The sequence below is a fragment of the Paenibacillus sp. P3E genome, from assembly GCF_001909045.1.
Lineage (GTDB): Bacteria > Bacillota > Bacilli > Paenibacillales > Paenibacillaceae > Paenibacillus_AQ > Paenibacillus_AQ helianthi.
In genome coordinates this window covers 80,879-100,114 of the sequence record NZ_LVWH01000081.1, presented here as the reverse complement: position 1 = coordinate 100,114, position 19,236 = coordinate 80,879, and the positions used below count along the sequence as shown (strand labels likewise).

Annotated in this window: 23 protein-coding genes and 1 pseudogene; 9 read left to right on the top strand and 15 right to left on the bottom strand. The window is 51.1% G+C overall.

Going from position 1 to position 19,236, the window contains the following annotated elements:
* Nucleotides 1-265 precede the first annotated feature (265 nt).
* From A3842_RS08800 to A3842_RS08790, 3 genes are read right to left on the bottom strand one after another with little or no spacing between them, the layout of a single operon-like run.
* Nucleotides 266-568 carry an ArpU family phage packaging/lysis transcriptional regulator gene (locus A3842_RS08800; protein WP_305953382.1) on the bottom strand — a complete coding sequence of 101 codons (303 nt, stop codon included), beginning with the start codon at nucleotides 566-568 and terminating at the stop codon, nucleotides 266-268.
* Nucleotides 569-578: 10 nt separating this feature from the next.
* A complete protein-coding gene (locus A3842_RS33755) occupies nucleotides 579-986 on the bottom strand; it encodes a LexA family protein (protein WP_074101105.1) in 408 nt (135 codons plus the stop codon).
* Between the two features lie 13 nt (nucleotides 987-999).
* Complete coding sequence (locus A3842_RS08790) at nucleotides 1,000-1,203, bottom strand: hypothetical protein (RefSeq protein ID WP_074101104.1); 204 nt, start codon at nucleotides 1,201-1,203, stop codon at nucleotides 1,000-1,002.
* 180 nt (nucleotides 1,204-1,383) lie between these two features.
* Here A3842_RS08790 and A3842_RS08785 point away from each other — a divergent pair, with 180 nt between their 5' ends.
* From A3842_RS08785 to A3842_RS33255, 5 genes and pseudogenes are all read left to right on the top strand, one after another.
* Nucleotides 1,384-2,184, top strand: a complete 801-nt coding sequence (locus A3842_RS08785; protein ID WP_074101103.1) for an ImmA/IrrE family metallo-endopeptidase — start codon at nucleotides 1,384-1,386, stop codon at nucleotides 2,182-2,184.
* Nucleotides 2,185-2,237: 53 nt separating this feature from the next.
* Entirely contained in the window at nucleotides 2,238-2,516 is a 279-nt protein-coding gene (locus A3842_RS33265; protein WP_256701606.1) for a hypothetical protein, read from the top strand.
* Nucleotides 2,504-2,659: pseudogene (locus A3842_RS33750) on the top strand (site-specific integrase); the annotation flags it as partial. The gene A3842_RS33265 and the pseudogene A3842_RS33750, both read left to right, overlap by 13 nt.
* Nucleotides 2,660-2,665: 6 nt before the next feature.
* Entirely contained in the window at nucleotides 2,666-3,196 is a 531-nt protein-coding gene (locus tag A3842_RS33260) for a site-specific integrase (RefSeq protein ID WP_371915992.1), read from the top strand.
* Nucleotides 3,181-3,435: a tyrosine-type recombinase/integrase gene (locus A3842_RS33255; RefSeq protein WP_256701604.1), complete on the top strand. Its 255-nt coding sequence runs from the start codon at nucleotides 3,181-3,183 to the stop codon at nucleotides 3,433-3,435. Before A3842_RS33260 ends, A3842_RS33255 begins: the two co-directional genes overlap by 16 nt.
* Nucleotides 3,436-3,493: 58 nt before the next feature.
* Here the strand turns inward: A3842_RS33255 and spoIIM are convergent, their stop codons facing one another.
* The 3 genes from spoIIM to A3842_RS08765 all read right to left on the bottom strand — a co-directional run bounded on the left by spoIIM (nucleotide 3,494) and on the right by A3842_RS08765 (nucleotide 5,957).
* Nucleotides 3,494-4,126, bottom strand: coding sequence for a stage II sporulation protein M (spoIIM, locus tag A3842_RS08775; protein WP_074101102.1), 633 nt, complete (start codon nucleotides 4,124-4,126; stop codon nucleotides 3,494-3,496).
* A gap of 74 nt (nucleotides 4,127-4,200) precedes the next feature.
* Nucleotides 4,201-5,394 (bottom strand): endonuclease Q family protein, encoded by a 1,194-nt coding sequence (locus A3842_RS08770; RefSeq protein ID WP_074101101.1) that lies wholly within the window; start codon nucleotides 5,392-5,394, stop codon nucleotides 4,201-4,203.
* Nucleotides 5,385-5,957: an NUDIX domain-containing protein gene (locus A3842_RS08765; RefSeq protein WP_074101100.1), complete on the bottom strand. Its 573-nt coding sequence runs from the start codon at nucleotides 5,955-5,957 to the stop codon at nucleotides 5,385-5,387. Before A3842_RS08765 ends, A3842_RS08770 begins: the two co-directional genes overlap by 10 nt.
* A 77-nt stretch (nucleotides 5,958-6,034) precedes the next feature.
* Here A3842_RS08765 and A3842_RS32435 point away from each other — a divergent pair, with 77 nt between their 5' ends.
* The gene (locus A3842_RS32435; protein ID WP_178381987.1) at nucleotides 6,035-6,211 is read left to right on the top strand and encodes a hypothetical protein; all 177 of its coding nucleotides are present in this window, start codon (nucleotides 6,035-6,037) and stop codon (nucleotides 6,209-6,211) included.
* Between the two features lie 110 nt (nucleotides 6,212-6,321).
* Here the strand turns inward: A3842_RS32435 and A3842_RS08760 are convergent, their stop codons facing one another.
* A complete protein-coding gene (locus A3842_RS08760) occupies nucleotides 6,322-7,449 on the bottom strand; it encodes a M20/M25/M40 family metallo-hydrolase (RefSeq protein ID WP_074101099.1) in 1,128 nt (375 codons plus the stop codon).
* A 96-nt stretch (nucleotides 7,450-7,545) separates the two neighbouring features.
* Between A3842_RS08760 and prli42 the strand changes: the two genes are divergently transcribed.
* Nucleotides 7,546-7,647, top strand: a complete 102-nt coding sequence (prli42, locus tag A3842_RS31955) for a stressosome-associated protein Prli42 (RefSeq protein ID WP_143186211.1) — start codon at nucleotides 7,546-7,548, stop codon at nucleotides 7,645-7,647.
* A 79-nt stretch (nucleotides 7,648-7,726) separates the two neighbouring features.
* Here prli42 and lipB read toward each other — a convergent pair whose 3' ends face one another.
* From lipB to lpdA, 5 genes are all read right to left on the bottom strand, one after another.
* A complete protein-coding gene (gene lipB, locus A3842_RS08755) occupies nucleotides 7,727-8,449 on the bottom strand; it encodes a lipoyl(octanoyl) transferase LipB (protein WP_074101098.1) in 723 nt (240 codons plus the stop codon).
* Between the two features lie 53 nt (nucleotides 8,450-8,502).
* The gene (locus tag A3842_RS08750; protein WP_074101097.1) at nucleotides 8,503-9,939 is read right to left on the bottom strand and encodes a dihydrolipoamide acetyltransferase family protein; all 1,437 of its coding nucleotides are present in this window, start codon (nucleotides 9,937-9,939) and stop codon (nucleotides 8,503-8,505) included.
* Nucleotides 9,940-10,361: 422 nt separating this feature from the next.
* Complete coding sequence (locus A3842_RS08745; protein ID WP_074085256.1) at nucleotides 10,362-11,348, bottom strand: alpha-ketoacid dehydrogenase subunit beta; 987 nt, start codon at nucleotides 11,346-11,348, stop codon at nucleotides 10,362-10,364.
* A 3-nt stretch (nucleotides 11,349-11,351) separates the two neighbouring features.
* Nucleotides 11,352-12,383, bottom strand: a complete 1,032-nt coding sequence (locus A3842_RS08740; protein WP_074085257.1) for a thiamine pyrophosphate-dependent dehydrogenase E1 component subunit alpha — start codon at nucleotides 12,381-12,383, stop codon at nucleotides 11,352-11,354.
* 247 nt (nucleotides 12,384-12,630) lie between these two features.
* Complete coding sequence (gene lpdA, locus A3842_RS08735; RefSeq protein ID WP_074101096.1) at nucleotides 12,631-14,052, bottom strand: dihydrolipoyl dehydrogenase; 1,422 nt, start codon at nucleotides 14,050-14,052, stop codon at nucleotides 12,631-12,633.
* A gap of 170 nt (nucleotides 14,053-14,222) precedes the next feature.
* Here lpdA and A3842_RS08730 point away from each other — a divergent pair, with 170 nt between their 5' ends.
* Complete coding sequence (locus A3842_RS08730; protein WP_074085259.1) at nucleotides 14,223-14,528, top strand: DUF2627 domain-containing protein; 306 nt, start codon at nucleotides 14,223-14,225, stop codon at nucleotides 14,526-14,528.
* A gap of 94 nt (nucleotides 14,529-14,622) precedes the next feature.
* Here the strand turns inward: A3842_RS08730 and A3842_RS08725 are convergent, their stop codons facing one another.
* Genes A3842_RS08725 through A3842_RS08715 form a run of 3 tightly spaced genes read right to left on the bottom strand, consistent with a single transcriptional unit; the run spans nucleotide 14,623 to nucleotide 18,421 of the window.
* Complete coding sequence (locus A3842_RS08725) at nucleotides 14,623-16,470, bottom strand: ABC transporter ATP-binding protein (protein WP_074085260.1); 1,848 nt, start codon at nucleotides 16,468-16,470, stop codon at nucleotides 14,623-14,625.
* Entirely contained in the window at nucleotides 16,451-18,196 is a 1,746-nt protein-coding gene (locus A3842_RS08720) for an ABC transporter ATP-binding protein (RefSeq protein ID WP_074101095.1), read from the bottom strand. The genes A3842_RS08725 and A3842_RS08720 overlap by 20 nt, the downstream gene beginning before the upstream one ends.
* A gap of 18 nt (nucleotides 18,197-18,214) precedes the next feature.
* The gene (locus tag A3842_RS08715) at nucleotides 18,215-18,421 is read right to left on the bottom strand and encodes a hypothetical protein (RefSeq protein ID WP_074085262.1); all 207 of its coding nucleotides are present in this window, start codon (nucleotides 18,419-18,421) and stop codon (nucleotides 18,215-18,217) included.
* A 187-nt stretch (nucleotides 18,422-18,608) separates the two neighbouring features.
* On the opposite strand from A3842_RS08715, the gene A3842_RS08710 reads away from it, so the two are divergent.
* On the top strand, nucleotides 18,609-19,178 hold the full coding sequence (locus A3842_RS08710) for a thymidine kinase (RefSeq protein WP_074085406.1): 570 nt from the start codon (nucleotides 18,609-18,611) through the stop codon (nucleotides 19,176-19,178).
* Nucleotides 19,179-19,236: the final 58 nt, after the last annotated feature.

The window sequence follows — 19,236 nt, the reverse complement described above, 5'->3', positions numbered from 1 at the left end:
TTTTTTATCCATTCCTTTCACTATATATCCGAATGTAAGAATAAAACCTTAATATTCAATGTAAAATTCGCCATTAATAATCTAATACCTTTAAATCCCTGGGTTAAATTTCCTTCAATAGAACCTCTAACCCTAGAGCACACGCCAAAATATAAATTGCTCTCGATTTCACACGCCGATACTTCCGCTCACTCATCCCCAGCTCACCGCACAGTATCGAATCATACTCGTCTTCATGCTCCAGGTAACGCAGCTGTATGATTTCTCACTCAGCCTTTTTAAGCCGCCCCATTGCCAGATCCAGCAGCATTGACTGCCTCTCCAATTCCACTTCTCTATCCGTGTTCCATACCGCTATATTCTCCGTCGTCCGGCTAATTGCATTGGTAGATCCGTGATACCGCGGCTCCGGGCTGGCAGTGAGCGCTGCCTGGCGCCGCACGAAGCCAATCTGCCGGTATATACGGACCACCTCCAAATATTCCTCCACCCGGCGACGGGTCTCTGTTTCGTCGATCGGGAGGATGTCAAAAGCCAGTTGGATTGCTAATTTGTCGCTTTTCCCCATGATAATCCCCTCACTCGTGGTATAATTCGAATGAAAGTAAGAGATTGGACCCCTGCCCGACCAAAGGATATGGGGGTCTTTGTATATTATTGATTTGCACAACCCGCAAGCTTTTCCCGCAGCTCTGCATTCTCCTGCAGTAACCGCACATTGTCTTCACGCAAAGCTTCATATGACTCGAGCGAATCACTTTCCTTCTGCCCCACAACCCGCAGAGCGTCCTGACCTCATGATCGGTTTTCACCAGGTACCCTTTATTCACTAATTGCTTAACTAATGAATGCGCCGTAGAGCGCGACTTTATCTTCAAGAGATCAGCCACCTCAGTAACTGATGGTGCATAGCCCCGTTGATCAATAAATTTCTTTATAAGTTCAAGTGTCTTTGCCTGCCAATTTGTTAGTGGTTTGTTTGTCATGACTGCACCCCCTCTATCCGGATGAAACATTCTTTTGATCCAGCTTCAGCGCTATGGCCAACTGGCACACTCGCCGCCGGTCACAGCCAAGAGCTGCTGCTGCAGCTCCACGTTTATGCTTAAGCTTTGGATAATGTTCAAGCATCCAATTCCGTTCAAAATCTGTGATCCGGATATCTGCCTGAACAGAGAGCCGGTTGATTTCATTTTTCTCCAAAACTGCTGCTTGTTTATTGCCATCACGGAGTTTATAAGGGGAACGTCTTTTCTTTTCACATTAAAATAGAACATATGTACGTGCATCGGAGGTAATTACATGAATTTTTCCAACTACTTTAAAACTCCACTGGAACAATGGATTGAGTAACAATACCGGTTAAATGGTATTTTCACACCTATGGATCTTGATATGGATAAGGTCGCAATGATCTTTGGAGTAGATATCGTTTATTACGACAATAGCCCCTTTAGCGAAAATGAGGATAAAGTCATCTTTATCGACAGGCGCGATGACTACATAGAGCAGCGAAAGGTCTTTTTCCATGAACTTTGTCATGTCATCCGTCACTCCGGCGATCAACGCTGGATGCCCGAGTTGTTTCGAGAAGCCCAAGAGAACGATGCGAATCAATTTGCGCTTTATGCAATGATTCCATTCTTTATGCTTGAACAGATGCAACTCCCCGTGAACAGAATTGAAGTATTAAGCCTACTGGTCACTGAATTCCAAGTATATCTAAATTTTGCTAAACTACGCCTCAATCAAGTTGAAGATCGAATAACCGAGTCAAAATTCATGTCGACCTTTACATATGCCAGTCAGTCTCCATCTAGTCTAGAAGCAACCATTCACGAATCCCCTGTTTCAGGCCTCGATTACCTTCAGCAGCCTCGTATTCGTTCATTGTATGGTTTAGACGATTTCTCCCGTCCGGAAGCCTTGGTAATCGAACAGCGTCAAGGGTTCAATTGGAACGAGCCATTGATTCTTAATGTGGAACGAAACTATAAGCTTCATAACTCTTCCTTCTACCGATCCAGACATGATGCTACTGTCCTACCCGGGGACATCTCTCTTCCTCCCAATCGTAGAGGGTATGTGACGATCAATTTATCCCGCGTTGCCTGGCGGCATGGCAAAGGCGTGACACGGCTGATTCTGCCTATGGAGGCGGTTGACGATGCTATTAATTTTTAAATGTCGCCTCATACAAAATCACAAAACTACCCGCCACCGAGGAGGAGCTTAGGATGGCCAGTATCAAGAAGATTCCTGCTAAAAACAAACAAGGCTATAAATGGCGGTGTGTCATGGAGGGGCCGCCCGATCCAGTCACTGGTGTTCGCCGTCAAATACCAAGAGTTCGAGATACCAAGCAGGAAGCCATTGACGCCGCTCAAGAAGCTGTGAACGCGCTGAACAGCGGCTTGGATCTACGAAAGGCAAACAGACATCTTTCAGTGATGCTGCCCAGGAATGGCTTGCAGACTACTCCAGAACCGAAGTTAAGTCAAGCTCCATTCGTCTAAGAACAAAAACATTGAAAGTGCTGGAAAAACATATTTCTAAGATCAACATTGATCAAGTTACACATCGGCAATATAAAAAAATACTAAACGATCTGTTTGATGAAGGATACTCAAAATCTTATTTGAAAAGCATACACGTTTGTGCGAATATGATCTTCGAATGGGCAATCCTAAATAATCTACGAGATGATAATCCGTGTAAAGGCGCAAAAATACCACAACGTGTACAGACAGTGGATGATATTGAAAACAGTTTGATCACCGAGAAATTTCTGGAGAAGAATGAAATTCAGGAGTTTTTAGCAGAGGTGCGTAAAAGAGGATTGTACGGTGATTCAGAAGCCTTCTATTTGCTAATTTACTCGGGCCTTCGTCCTGGTGAGTTGTGTGCATTGAAGTGGTCAGACCTCAATTTTAGCACAGGGATGTTACGTATTAGCAAAACGCTATACAGTCCCGAAAGCAATATGTACAAGATTGAAATCACACCACCCAAAACAAATGCTGCAATACGAAATTTTGATTTGGATGATGTAATTATTAAGATGCTAAAGGCATATAAAGCAGACCAAGAAGAACGCCAAAAGCGCTATAAGCAAGTGAACGACGATTTCTATGATGAAAAATATATGTTTTCTCGTCCGAACGGCAGACCCTTAATCGTATGGATCGATTACTGAAACGGACAACTATTACTAAACATGCTACACCCTATATATTTCGACACACACACATCAGTATGCTCGCTGAGGCAAAGGTTGACCTAGCGGTTATCATGCAGCGGGTAGGACACGATGATTCAAAAACCACGTTAAAAATTTATACACACGTTACAGCTGCCATGACCAGTGATGCATCGAATAAAGTGAAGATACACTTTGATAACATCATTAATCCTAAGAAATCGCCGGAAATGTGATTTTTGCGTGATTTTTGTTAATCAGATAAACACCTCAACTCGCAATACGCCAGTGTTTTCAGGCATTACTAACAAGCATCGGCGTCACCCAGCGCATCATCGATGGCGTCACCCAGGCTTCAAAACCGGAGACGCCCAACACCAGCACCGCCAGTCCAAGGGAAAGCAGGGTGTACATGGCGAATGGCCGGGTTACCGGAGAGCGCCGCTGACCCAGCACCCGGCTGCGGATCATCAGCAGGGAAAAAGCAATCGCTGCCGCGCTGCCTACCAGCAGTACCGGAATCAGCACGAGATTATGCGGCGCAACCGAGACCAGCGCGAACAGCATGCCATGCCAGGAATACTCGCTAACCAGAGTGCCGACAGTAAAGCCGATCAGCACACCTTTGAGAAAATCAAGAATCAGTATGCCGGGCAGTCCGATTACAGACAATCCGAGAATCCAGATCAGGCCGATCCATTTCAGATTCAGAGCAGCAATGTCCCAGTAAGAATCCGGTGCTGCCGGGAGCCCCTGCTGATCGACGGTGACGAAGAAATTCCCCAGGTAATCCCCAAGCTCCTGCTGCTGATCCAGCGTCAGTGCACTCACAATCAAAGCCCCGAAAACGACCCCAACCAAAAACAATACCGCGACAAAAATATAAAGGGGCGTCTGTTCCTTCATCATCAGCCGTAAACTGCGCATCGGGACGTTCTCCTTTCCGGTCATATGTTACACCATATGAAGAAACGTCCCACTCTATGACTTGTCCGCTGCCGTTAGCTTTTCACTACCTTGCCGTAGGTCCCTCCGCCGCCCGACGACAGCGCAAGCGTGCCGGAACGGGCTCTCACAATCTGCGATGCCAGATCTGCTCCGGCAACAGCGGCCAATTCCGCCTCACCGGCAGAGTGCAGGATTCTCATCTCGGTGCCAAAAGCCTGCAGCAACAGCTCCAGCTTGCGCTTGCCCAGCCCCGGAATAAACTCCAGCGGCACCTGATAATGGTACGCTGGCCGATGTGGAGGAATTAAAGGCTCTTCGCGGTCTGCAATCGCCAGAATCCGGTCTAACACACCTTGCACCAGCTTTGGGCTACCGCAATACGGACAACGCTCCGAATTGGCATATGCCTCGTCAACGATACTGCCACAGCCCGCACAATAGGTACGGTGATACTTGCCGAGCCGCGGATTCAACCCATAGTTGGCGCTGACCCTGCGCCCTTCCTGACGCGCCAGCGCGAGCCGCAACTCAGCGAAAGAGGGCTTTTCCATCTCAATCACATTATACTCGCGGCCGATTTTACCAAGTGAATGGGCATCGGAGTTGGTCAGGAAGGTGTAAGGGTCAAGCTCGGATATATAACCTGCCATTCCCGAATCGGCGCTCAGCCCTAGCTCCACCGCAGCAATCCTCTCCAGGTCAAATAGTTCGGCCATTCGTTCAGCGGCACACCCATACAGTCCTTTATGGGGGGTGAAAATATGTGCCGGAATGAGTATCCCGCCCCGCCAGCAGATCTCATCCTGCAGCTGCCGGGCCGAAACATACAGCCGCTGGGAGCTCAGGTTAATGTTGCGCATATGCTTGCTCATCCAGTTGCTGAATGCCTCCATCGCCGTAAGATCCGGCAGGAAAGCCAGGACATGACACTCTTTACGCCCGGGCTCACGGATTTCGATTTCCGTTCCCAGTACAATCGTCGTTCCCTGGTAAGCGATCCCGCCTCCTTCTGCTTCGCTCATCTCACCTGAGGCCAGCAGTGTACGGATATCCGCCTGAACTCCCGGCGCATGGCTGTCGATAATGCCGATCAGCTCCATTCCTTTGCGCTGCGCCGCCTCTTTGGCGATGTTAGCAAAAGTAAGGCTGCTGCTTCCGCTGATTTTGACAGCTTGCCCTTCCGATGTCCGCCCGATATGCACATGAAGGTCGCAATAAAAGCCTTGAAGCTTAGCTCCTAGTGCCATTGGCCTGTAAGCGTATATAAATGCCAGGCGTAGACGGCCATCATGGTTTTGGCGTCGGCAATTCGCCCATCCGCGATGTATTGATACGCTTCCTCCAGTGTCAGCTCCGAGACCTCCAGAAACTCATCATCATCCAGCGACATATCTCCCGTCTGGGCATTGTCCGTGACATACAAGTGGATGATTTCATCCGCAAAACCGGGAGAAGTATAGAACGACTTCAGCAGCTTTAGCTCACCGCTATGAAAACCCGTTTCTTCCTGAAGCTCCCGCCCGGCTGCCACCAGCGGATCTTCACCTATATCCAGCTTGCCTGCTGGAATTTCCACCTCGGTGCGGTGCATCGGCTGACGGTACTGCTCAACCACCAGCATTTTACCCTTATTCAGCGCCAGTACGGCTACAGCCCCCGGATGCTTCACGACCTCGCGCGTTGCGGTATTGCCATCAGGCAGCTTGACAGTATCCACCTGCAGCGAAATGATTTTACCTTCAAAAATCGGCTGTGTGGATAAAGTTTCTTCGTCCAGTGCGGGATTGCGTTTGATTTCATCATTTTTCATAGGTTAATGGTCTCCTTTGGCTTCAATCTGCATAGGGTGTATTATAGCAAACTTAAGAGGGAAGAAGGAATGCAGGCATGAATGATATCCTTGTCCATACAAGCTCATCCGCCGTCGCAATGGTAGGCAGACCGGAGCAAATTAAGGCTGTGATAGCCGGGTGGATACAGCAATATGGACGTGATATGCCGCTGGCCTATATCCTGCTGCTGCATTCCGAAGAACGGAACCATAATGCGAACAAGGCCGGATAATCTCTTGGTGTTCATCAGGGTGAGTAAACATAAGGAGCTGTTCCCGGGGATGGACCGGAGACAGCTCCTTCATGTATGTCATGCAGCAACCTAAGCTGCCCGTGGCTGGATCAGCCTTTTACACTTTCCTTCACAATAGCAACAACGAGTTCGGCCACCTTCGCGATATCCTCGGCTTTGATCCGCTCTTTGGTCGTATGGATATTTTGATAGCCGACCGCCAGGTTTACCGTTGGAACCTTCAATCCGTTGAACACATTGGCATCGCTGCCGCCGCCCGACGCGAACAATCTTGGGGACAGCCCAAGTGAAGTAATCGCACGTTCCGCCAGCTTCACTACCGGATCATGCTCATTGAAGCTGAATGCCGGATAGATAATTTCACTGCGGAACTCACTTTCCGCACCGTATTCGCGGGCCGTAGTCTCCAGCGCTTCACGCATGGAAGCAATCTGCCGCTCTACCTTTTCCTGCACAATACTGCGCGCTTCGGCATCCAGCTGCACATGGTCACAGACCACATTTGTTGGGCCGCCTCCGGCAAATTTGCCGATATTGGCTGTTGTCTCATTGTCGATGCGTCCAAGCTTCATCGCCGAGATAGCTTTGCTGGCGACTTGAATCGCGCTGATTCCATCCTCCGGATTCACGCCAGCATGAGCGGATTTGCCAAAAATCTGCATGGTCACCTTCGCCTGGGTCGGTGCAGCGACTGCTATCGCTCCCACTTCACCGTTGGAGTCCAGAGCAAAGCCGAACTCGGCATCCAAATGGCTCGGGTCCATGTTCCGGGCACCCAGCAGCCCTGACTCTTCACCTGCGGTAATGACAAACTGAATCTGTCCATGAGGCAGTTTTTGCTCCTGAATCACGCGAATGGCTTCGAACACAGCAGCGAGTCCAGCCTTGTCATCCGAGCCAAGAATTGTACTGCCGTCGCTGGTAATCCAGCCGTCTGCGCCCAGGGAAGGCTTGATTTTTTTACCGGGAACCACGGTATCCATATGGCAGGTGAACAGCATCTTAGGTGCTGAAGCCCCCTCCTCGGCTGGCCAAGTCACGAACAAATTGCCTGCTCCATGACCCGTGCGTTCTTTGGAATCATCTTCAATGGCGGTAAGGCCCAGGGCGCTGAATTTTTCTGTGAGCACATCGGCAATCTGCCGTTCGTTTCCTGTTTCACTATCTACACGGACAAGCTCCATGAATTCCTGAATCAAGCGGTCTTGTGAGATCATTGGACTTCCCTCTCTTTCACGGATACGTTACAATAGCATTATTGTGTTAAACATTCCATACGCTTTTCACTTAAACTAATTTCAAAGGAGTCACTCATGCAACGTCAAAAATGGTTCCGCATCGTTATCTATGTTATGCTGATCGCCATGATCGCCTCTACCGTACTCTTCGTCCTTGAGCCCTTCCTGGCCGGCTGATCATCCCCTTGGCCCGTTAATAATAGCGTCCGGATGCTCCGGGCGCTATTTGACTTGAGCGTACCTGAGAATGCTCGGCTTAATCGATCTGCATCGAATCCGCCAGAAGTACGGCATCAGACATCTCATAAGGAAAATACTTCAGGAAATAAGGAATCAATTCTCCGGCTACCTCCCGGAGTTCAAACGGACGCCCGGCGCATTCCTCCAGTGAGGTGACTCCATACTCGGTAATCCCGCAAGGAATGATCCCCTGAAATCCCTGTTCCCCGATTCCCGCTGTAATATTGAACGCGAACCCGTGGCTGGTGATAAAGCCTTTGCGGAATTTGCTTTTATTGAATTTGACTCCAATGGCACAGATTTTCTCATCGCCAACCCACACACCCGTATATTCCGGTTTGCGGCTGCCTTCAATGCCGTAAGAAGCCAAAAAATCAATAATTACAGACTCCAGACGGCGCAGATAGCCGTGCAAATCCACCTTGCCATCCACCCCAAGCTTCAGCAGCGGGTATCCAACCAGCTGGCCGGGACCATGATATGTAATATCTCCTCCCCGGTCGATTTCAAACAGCGAAATGCCTTTTTGCTTAAGCTGTTCGGCACTGAGGAGAAGATGTTCAGGATGATGCTGGGAGCCGATGGTATAGGTTGGCGGATGCTGCAAAAGAATCAGCCGCTCCGGCCCTGTACCGGCATCAATTGCCTGAACAGCCTCCTTTTGCAGCTCCCAGGCCGCCCCGTATTCCATCAGCGGAAGATATGAAACTTCCAGTAAGCTTAGATCCGTGCTGCTCATGCTCTCAGGTCCCCTTTGTATTACAGTCTCCTGTTACAGGGTTATACCATTCATTAATACACCTTCGTATCCGGTGTATAGCCCTCCACATTCTCCTTGACACGCTGCAGGAACCGTCCAGAAATAACGCCGTCCAGAATCCGGTGATCCAGTGACAGACAGATATTAGCCATGGAACGAACGGCGATCATATCGTTGATCACAACAGGTTTTTTCACAATGGATTCGAAGGTAAGTATAGCTGCCTGCGGGTAATTGATGATCGGATAGGACAGAATCGAGCCGAATGAACCGGTATTGTTCACTGTAAATGTGCCGCCCTGCATATCCTCCAGACGCAGCTTGCCTTCACGGGTCTTCATAGCCAGCTCGTCGATTTCGCGGGCAAGTCCCGCAACATTCTTCTGATCGGCTTTTTTGATAACCGGCGTCATCACTGAATCCTCAGTACCGACAGCCAGCGAGATGTTGATGTCGCGTTTGACGATAATTTTATCAACAGCCCATACCGAGTTCATGATCGGGTAATCCTTAATGGCACTTACGACAGCTTTCATCAAGAAGGCCAGATAAGTCAGGTTAATACCTTCTTTGCGTTTGAACTCATCCTTCAGCTTGTTACGCAGCATGACCAGATTGGTCACATCCACTTCGATCATCGTCCAGGCATGCGGAATCTCGGAGACACTCTGACGCATTCTTGTTGCAATCGTGTTGCGGATTGGGGTTACGTCGATCAGATACTCCGAACTGCTGCCCCGTCCCCCCTCTACCTCAATTGTAGGAATACGCGGTGTTTCACTTAGATGAAGCCCTGAATGGCGGACTGGTACCATTGCATCCTGTACTTCTTCATGAATCCCCTGGATCGCAGGCTGCTGCGAAACTTCCGGTGCCTGCTGTCCAGCAGAGGCTGCTGGGGTAACAGACAAGCCAGCGGCGGATGCGCCGCCGTTATCAAGGAACGTCAGCACGTCCTTGCGCGTAATGCGGCCGCCAAGGCCGGTCCCCGGCACCGCCGTGAGATCAATGCCGTGCTCCGCGGCAAGGGTCTGCACCGCCGGTGAATACCGGGAGCGCATCGGTGCGGATGCGTCAAACGCAGCAGCCGGCACCGGTGGTCTGCCCGCTGCTGGCGCTTGATTGGGCGCCGGACGGGTCACGGATTGCGCTTGCGGCGCAGCATTCGCAGTAGGAGCGGCCGCTGGAGCAGCCGGTGCGCTTGATGCGGCAGGTGCAGCTACGGCTATGCGTGCAATCACCTCTCCTACGCTCACGGTCTGTCCTTCTTCCGCCAGCAGCTCCACCAGTGTGCCATCTACGGTGGCAGGCAACTCCGCATTGACTTTATCCGTAATCAGATCACAGAGCGGTTCGTACTGCTCGATGGAATCCCCTGGCTGCTTCAGCCATTTACCGATCGTCGCCGACACCAGCGACTCCGCCAGCTGCGGCATAATCACATCGGTCAGCATTGTGTTGTCAGACATAATGTCACTCCTTAAAGTTTTGTAAGCATAAGCTTACAGATAGTCCTTCGTACAAAACTCACTTCGGAAGCATTCGCTTAAGTTTTGTAAGCATATGCTTACAGATAGTTCTTCGTACAAAACTCGGCGAATTCTCTGAGAACTATAAGATTCAACAAGAAACCAGGTTAGATTCTTAAGTTCACTCTATATTAAGTGGAAAAAGAAAGTAAAACTAATTTGCTGTAAACCTGACTCGATAAGGTTTTAGTGGGATTTTGTACACTTAAATCATACCTATTCATTACATACAGGGTTTTTCAGCCGGATTAGTGGTACTTTTTCCCACTTGGGTTATTCCATAAGCTGAATGAGTCCAATTCATGATACTTTTTCCACTAACGATGACTGCCCCTTCAAGCTCGGTCTAACTGGTTTGAAACTTAGTACTGCGCAAGGCGCAGCATTTCCGCTTTCACTTTATCCTTGCTCAGCATAAAGAACTTCTCCATCGGCGGGCTGATGGGCATCGCCGGCACGTCCGGTCCGCAGAGACGGAAGATCGGCGCATCCAGTTCGAACAGGCAGTGTTCTGCGATAATTGCCGCCACTTCTCCGCCGATGCCACCGGTCTTGTTGTCCTCGTGAACAATCAGGACCTTCCCGGTCTGGCGGGCAGCGGCAATAATGGCCTCGCGGTCCAGCGGCTGCAAGGTGCGCAGATCAAGGATATGCGCGGTAATGCCTTCCTCGCGCTCCAGCTCTTCCGCAGCCTGCATGGCAAAATGCAGCGGCAGACTGTACCCGATTACTGTAATATCGCTGCCTTCACGCAGCAGATTTGCTTCACCGATCGGAACGGTGTAATCCCCTTCCGGCACATCTTCCTTAATCAGCTTATAGCACTTTTTGTTCTCGAAGAAGAGGACCGGATCAGGATCACGCACAGCTGCCTTCAACAGCCCTTTGGCGTCATACGCCGAGTACGGTGCTACTATCTTAAGCCCTGGCGTCCCGAAGAAAATCGATTCCGGGCATTGCGAATGGTACAGTCCGCCGAAGATCCCCCCGCCAATGGGAGCACGGATCACCACCGGACAGCTCCAGTCGTTATTGGAGCGGTAGCGGATTTTGGCAGCTTCGCTGATGATCTGGTTAGTCGCCGGAAGCATGAAGTCAGAATACTGCATTTCAGCAATCGGCTTCATCCCGTACATCGCTGCACCGATAGCCACACCGGCTATGGCAGATTCTGCCAGTGGTGTATCCATGACGCGTTCTTCCCCGAACTGCTCCTGCAGCCCTTTGGTGGTGGTAAAGACTCCACCCTTAACGCCGACATCCTCGCCGAGCACGAACACCGATTCATCGCGCTCCAGTTCTTCCTTCATTGCCAGCCGGATGGCATCGATATATTCCATAATCGCCATGGGTTAGGCTCCTCCCTTGAGGTCAGATTCACTGTATACATGCAGCAGCGTATCTTCCGGTTTCGGAAACGGCGCATTTTCAGCGTATTCAATGGCTGCCTTCAGCTCCAGATTGTATTCTGCAGCCAGATCACGTTCCTGCTCGTCACTCCAGAGTCCAAGTTCAATCAAGTAGGTGCGGAAGGCGGCAATGCCGTCTTTTTTCCAGTTGGCATCCACTTCCTCCTTCGTCCGGTAAGCCAGATCATTATCCGAGGTGGAGTGCGGAGATAAGCGGTACATCATCGCCTCAATCAGGGTCGGGCCTTCACCGGCTAGCGCACGCTCACGCGCTTCCTTCACCACGCGGTACACCTCCAGCGGATCATTGCCGTCTACCTGGATACCCGGGAAGCCGTAGCCCAGTGCACGGTCGCTGACTTTACCCCCAAGCTGCTTGTGGGCCGGAACCGAAATTGCATACTGGTTGTTCTGGCAAAAAATGATGACCGGCAGCTTATTCACCCCGGCGAAATTGCACGCTTCATGGAAATCCCCCTGGTTGCTGGAGCCTTCCCCGAAGGTGACAAACGAAACGAATTTCTTCTTCTGCATTTTGGCTGCCAGGGCAAAGCCCACGGCATGCGGCACCTGTGTGGTCACCGGACTTGATCCGGTCACAATCCGCAGGCGTTTACTTCCGAAATGGCCCGGCATCTGCCGGCCTCCGCTATTAGGGTCTTCGGCTTTGGCGAACACAGACAGCATCAGTTCACGCGTTGTCATACCCACAGTCAGCACAAAGGCATAGTCACGGTAATAAGGTAAAAAATAGTCATTCTCCCGGTCCAGCGCAAAAGCTGCTGCTACCTGGGCCGCCTCCTGGCCGATCCCGGAGACATGAAAGTTAATCTTCCCGGCGCGCTGAAGCAGCAGGCTGCGTTCATCGTACTTCCGCCCGAGCTGCATATATCTGTACATATCGATGACCTGGCCGTCACTGAGTCCAAGCGGCTTATGTCTGTTAACGGTTTCTACAGTACCTTGGGATTCCATATGAGGTACCTCCTAAAAGTTTGTTAAGCGATGCTTCCTTGATTTTCTTCGTACAACTTGCATCAAGCGGCATACACTCAAGCTAATCTGTGCCTGATCTTAAAACCAGGTACTAAATCGTACTCCAGTCCATTATAATCCCTTTTCCTCTAAAAAGAAAAGCCACGAAAAGCCGGTTTGGAGCTGTTTTGACGCATATGGCGCCTTCAGCTCCGCCCGGCATTCCCGTGGGGGCATTCATCGTTTCTTAGAATCCGATTGCTCTTCCATCCACAGCGAGCATAGCTTCGCCAATGATCTCGGAAAGTGTAGGATGGGCATGAATCGCTTCCCCGACTTCCCAAGGTGTGGCATCCAGCAGCTGTGCCAGTGCCGCTTCCCCGATTAGATCCGTAACATGGGGACCGATCATCTGCACACCGAGAATATCTCCGCTGCTCCGGTCGGCAACGACTTTGACGAAACCGTCCTTCATCCCGTAGACAATCGCTTTTCCAATGGCCGAAAACGGGAACTTACCAGTGACCACATCCGCTCCAATCGCCTTGGCCTCTTTTTCCGTATACCCTACGCTCGCCACTTCAGGACGCGTGTAGACACAGCGCGGAACCAGGTGCGGGTGATAGGGATGAAGCTTCTCCCCCGCCAAATGATTCACTGCACGTATTCCCTCATGACTTGCAGCATGGGCCAGCTGGAGTCCGCCGATGCAATCGCCAATCGCATAGATATGCGGTTCATTAGTCTGCATGTTGGCATTAACTTCAATTACACCTTTATCAAAATGGATATCAGTATTCTCCATACCAATATTCTCAATATTAGCTACTCTGCCTACAGATACCAGGAGCTTCTCCGCAGTCAGGGTCTGGCTCTGTTCACCCTTACGGGCTTCAATAGTAACTCCCGATTCTGAAATTACACAGGTCTCAGCATCTACAGTAGTCCCGGTTAGCACCTTCACGCCGCGTTTCTTCAACAGCCGCAGCAGTTCGCGGGCGATCTCCTCGTCTTCGAGAGGCAGCAATTGTCCGGCCGCTTCGACCACAGTGACCTGCACGCCAAAATCAGCCAGCATCGAAGCCCATTCCACACCGATGACTCCGCCGCCCACAATAATGATCGAGGCTGGCAGTTCTTCCAGTGTCAACGCTTCTTCGCTGCTCAGTATAACCTTGCCGTCCGGCTTCAGACCGGGCAGCACGCGTGGACGCGAGCCGGTTGCCACAATGAGATTGCCGGAAACCACAGTCTCCATCTCGCCATTCTCCAGCTCCACTGCCACGGCCCCGCTGCGCGGAGAGAAAATCGAAGGGCCAATAATGCGTCCTTTTCCCTTCAGCACCTGGATTTTATTTTTACGCATCAAAAACTGCACACCCTGATGCAACTGCTCGACCACAGCTTCCTTGCGGGCCTGCACCTTCGGGAATACCAGCTGCACCCCCGCAGTCTCGATGCCATAACTCTCACTCTCTTGTATTTCAGCGTATACCTCGGCACTGCGCAGCAGCGATTTGCTTGGAATGCAGCCGCGGTGCAGACAGGTTCCGCCCAGTTTGTCCATTTCAATGACAACGACAGATTTCCCGAGCTGAGCTGCGCGGATCGCCGCCACATAACCTCCGGTACCTCCGCCAAGAATGGCCACGTCACATGAAATCGTCATATATGTATCCTCCATTCATCACTCGTAAGTTCTAAATTAACCTATTACATTGTACTCTCTTTTATCCCCATAACAAAGCTTACAAACGTCATATATACATGGACTTTTACCCGTTGAAGCGTTATCATATGGGTGAATTCAATGGGATACAAGTGGAAAAGGAGGAAATCATGAAACTGCTCACCACACGCTTCATTGCCATCCTGATTCTGGTGATTCCCGGCCTCCTCGCGATGACAGGCTTCCTGATGATGAAAGACGATATTTTCAACTATATTTCCATGCATGGCGACGATAACGCAACTCCTGTTTTTGCCTGGCTTCATTTTGGCGGAGGGCTGCTGCTGTTCCTGGCCGGAATGAGCTTCCTCGGCGGCTGGATTCTGACCCGTGACCGGAAGCGCAATTACGTCGGTCCCCGTTTCAAGGAGAAGCAAAAGACCCAGCAGCCCCCCTCACCGGATGCCTCCAGCTAAGCGATAGTAATCACAGGCGAGACTAGCATAGCCGTTCCCCTTATAGACAGCAAAGGCAGTTCCGAAGAATTTCGGACTGCCTTTTTTTTATAACCTACCCCGTCGCTGAATCCGAAGTCCCCCGTACCAGCTCACTGTACAATCCGCCCTCCTGCAGCAGTTCTTTATGCGCCCCCTGCTGCAGAATCCGTCCGCCCTGAAGCACCAGAATACGGTCTGCCGCACGGATCGTCCCCAGACGGTGGGCGATCACGAAGCTGGTCCGGCCTTTCATCAGCGCCTGCAGTCCCTCCTGGATCTTGATCTCCGTTACAGTGTCGATGCTGCTTGTCGCTTCATCCAGCACCAGCATGGACGGATTGGCAAGAATCGCTCGGGCTATAGCCAGCAGCTGCTTTTGTCCCTGGCTGATCCCTGTGCCGTCCACAGACAGCATCCGTTCGTAGCCGCCTTTCATCCGCATAATAAAAGAATGGGCATTCGCCAGCTTCGCCGCTTCCTCCACTTCCTCGTCACTGGCATCCAGCCGGCCGTAGCGGATATTATCACGGATCGTTCCCTTGAACAAGAAAGAATCCTGCAGCACAAAGGCCATGTGGCTGCGCAAGCTCTCACGGCGGATCGAAGACAGGTCCCTGCCATCCAGCGTAATGCTGCCCTTGTCAGGATCATAGAAGCGGGACAGCAAGCCGATCAACGTGGTTTTACCTGCCCCGGTTGGCCCAACTAGTGCAATCATCTCGCCGGGCTTGGCCTCGAAGCTGATATCCTGCAGCGTATCGGTTCCGTCATCATACGAGAAGGACACTCCGGAGAATTTCACCGCACCCTCCACGTGATCCAGCGCTCCCGCTGTTCCTTCATCCTTGGCTTCGGCTCCTTCATCCAGCACCTCAAATACCCGTTCTGCACCGGCAATCGCCGACAGCAGCGTGTTCCACTGGTTCGCCAGATCATTCAGCGGCCGCGTGAATTGGCGCGTGTATTCCACGAATGCGATAATAACGCCTACGGTAACTAAATCCCGGATAGCCAGCAGACCGCCGACTCCGGCTACAATGGCAAAGCTCAGATTGTTCAGGCCGTTCATCAGCTTGGGAATAAAGCCCGAAATCGCCTGAGCCCAGTAGCCCGACAGCATAATCCGCGTATTGCGCTCACGAAAGCCCGCAATGACCCGCTCCTCCTGCGAAAAAGCCTTGATGATTCTCTGCCCCGACAACGTCTCCTCAATAAACCCGTTAAGCTCGCCCATATTGCGCTGGCGTTCCTTGAACAGCGGACCGGTCCGCCGTGTAATCCAGCGCATGCCCAGGATCATCAGCGGTACTACGATGAAGGTCAGCAACGTGAGCAACGGGCTTAGCCACAGCATCACACCCACCGTGCCGAGCAGTGTCAGCACGCTTGAGAAAATCTGAATCGCCGAGCTGTTCAACGTGGAACTAATATTCTCAATATCATTGGTCAGACGGCTCATAATTTCACCCTGCTGCCTGCGGTTGAAGAACGGAATCGGCAACCGGTGCAGATGGGCGAACAGATCGGTACGCATCCGGAATACGGTCTCCTGGGCAATCTCGATCATCCAGATGTTCTGCAGCCAGGAGGTCAAGGAATTGAACAGATATACGGCGGCAAGCGTGATTAGGAAGAATCCCCAGGTTCTGCCTCCATTTCCTTCCAGATAGTGGTCCACCGCTCTGCTGATCAAATAAGGTCCGAGCAGAGCAAGTCCGGAGCTGAGAAACACCATCACCAGTACAAGCGCGAGCTTGGCCTTGCGTTTCGCCAGGTAGCTCCAGATTCTCTGTAGTGTGGCCGACCAGTTCTTGGCTTTTGCCTTTGGTTTACGTCCTCCCGGCGAACCGAAGCTTGCCGCATCACCAAGTCCGACACTCAGCTTCGGGTGGCGAAAAGGGTCAAGTAAAGCTTTGAACATGCTGCGCCACCTCCCTGTCTTGGGATTCATTGATCTTCCGGTACAGCTCCGAATCCTTCATCAGCTCATCATGCGTCCCCTTCGCAATCAGTCGGCCTTCATCCAGCAGTAAGATAAGGTCAGCAGAGACGGTCGAGCTGATTTTTTGCGTAATAAGAAATGTGGTGCAGGACATGTTTTTCAGTTCTGCCAGCAGCCGGCCTTCGGTAACCGCATCCAGTGCACTGGTGCTGTCATCCAGAATTAGAACCGCGGGTTTTCTAACCAGCGCTCTGGCAATCGTCAGCCGCTGCTTCTGCCCCCCGGAGAGATTGACTCCCCGCTGTCCCAGCATGGTGTCATAGCCATGCGGTAATTCTTTTACCGTATCATGTATTTGCGCGGCTGCAGCTGCCCGTTCAATCTCCTCCTGGGTGGCATCCGGCTTGCCCCAGACCATGTTCTCCCGCACCGATCCGGTAAACAGCAGGACCTCCTGGGGAACATATCCGATGGCGCCGCGCAGTCTGGACATTTCCATCTCTGAACTTGCCGTCCCGTCGATCCGGATGACACCGCTGTTCTGCTCATACAAACGGGGAATCAAGCCTACCAGAGATGATTTGCCTGAGCCGGTAGCTCCCATAATTGCCACCCGTTTTCCCGGCTGCACCGTAAACGAAATATCCTCCAGCACAGCAATATCACTCTCCGGATAACGGAAGCTAACATGCTGGAACTCAACTTCACCCTGAATAGGTGCTGTCTTTCTTATAGTTCCCGCCACTTCATTCTTAGCTTCCAGGTGATCTGCCGACATAACTTCCTGAATCCGCTGCGAAGAAGCCTTGGCCCGGGAAAACGTCGCCATAATCCAGGATAGTGCTGACAAGGCTCCGATCGTACGCAGGGAATAGTTAATTACTGCTACAGTCTGTCCAAGGGTTGCGTCTCCGGCGGAAATCTCGATACGTCCGAACCACAGCACCAGCATAATACCCGCATTCACAATCAGCATAATAAGTGGAGCCGAGGTCTCCGTCAGCCGCAGCGCAGCTACAGTGGAAGTCATCAGTTCCCTGCTGAATGATGCGAAACGGTAAGTCTCATGGCTCATACGCACAAACACCCGAATCAACCGGATACCGGTAAGGTTCTCCTGAATTACACTGTTGACTCCATCCAGCCGGCTCTGCACGCTGCGGAACAATACCGAGGCTTTTCTCATCACCCAGACCAGAAACACAATGAGTACCGGAAGGGTAACTGCCAGCAGCAGCCCCAGCTTCACATGTACGACTAACGCCATCACCACACTGCCCACAACAACGAGCGGCACACGAGTCATGAAGCGGAGTCCCATAAAAATCGTATCCTGCAGCTGTGAAACATCCGCCGTAAGACGGGTGATTAGAGATGAAGTGGGGAAACGGCTGAATACGGCATAGGCAAAGGACTGAACCTTCTCATATAACTTATCCCGCAGATCAAAGGCAAACCCCTGGCTGGCATGAGACGCAAAAAAAGAGCTGAGCACGCCCGCAATAAACGCCAAAACTGCGCTTACTACCAGCACACCGCCCCATAGCCAGACGACCCGGTTGTCCTGTTCCCTGATTCCGTCATCAATAATTTTGGAGATCAGCAGGGGCTGGGACAGCTCCACCGCCAGTTCGATCACCATCATCACCAGCGCGGCGATTGCAGCTACCCTGTATTTGTTGAGATAGGAAAAAATGATGTTCATCAGCGTTACCCCATTTGTCTATTCGTAGAGCGCTTCACGCAGGCGGGTGGACATCGATGAAGATTGTCCCTTCAAAATTACCCGGCGCAGCGCCTTGTTGCTTCGGTTCATTTCAACCAGCTCGCCTAGCATCTCTGTCAGCAAGCTTAACGTTTCCTGTGACAGCTCCCCGTTTTCTTGCAAAGCGGCTATCTTCTCTTTGTAACCTTCCATATGGTCCGTCAATGGTAAGCCTTCTTTCTATAAACGTTCTTCTGAATAAATACACATAACCGCGATCATTATAACATTCTTTAACCATTACCCGTAAATGTTTTCACTGGCTACATTTACTGAGAATATGCTAATCTAATAAAGTCGCATTTTTATAGATGAGGATTCATCAGGCTGATTAACGAAAGGATAGATGGAAGTGGCACAGTTGTTTTTCAAGTATGGAGCAATGAACAGCGGCAAATCCATTGAGATACTCAAGGTTGCGCATAATTACGAGGAGCAGGGCAAGTCGGTGCTCATTTTCACTCCATCCCTTGACGACCGGGACGAAGTCGGATATATATCCTCCCGTATCGGGTTGCGCAAGCAAGCGATCGCGATCGACGAGAATACGGATATATACAGCATTGTCAGCAGCAATTTGCCCAAACCCCATTGTGTACTGATCGATGAATGCCAATTTTTGACGAAGGATTGCATCCTCCAGCTGGTACGGATTGTCGACGAGCTGAATATTCCGGTCATGGCTTTTGGGCTAAAAAATGATTTCCAGAACAATCTGTTCGAAGGCAGCAAATATATGCTGATCTATGCAGACAAAATCGAAGAAATGAAAACGATCTGCTGGTTCTGCGAACGCAAGGCCACGATGGCGCTGCGCGTCGAGAACGGCAAGCCTGTATACAGCGGCAAGCAAATTCAGATCGGCGGCAATGAAGCCTACTACCCGGTATGCCGTAAATGCCACAAGAATCCGCCGCTCTAAAAGAAACGAAAAAGCACACACTCTGCGGCAATGGCCGGCCTTCGCATAGTGTGTGCTT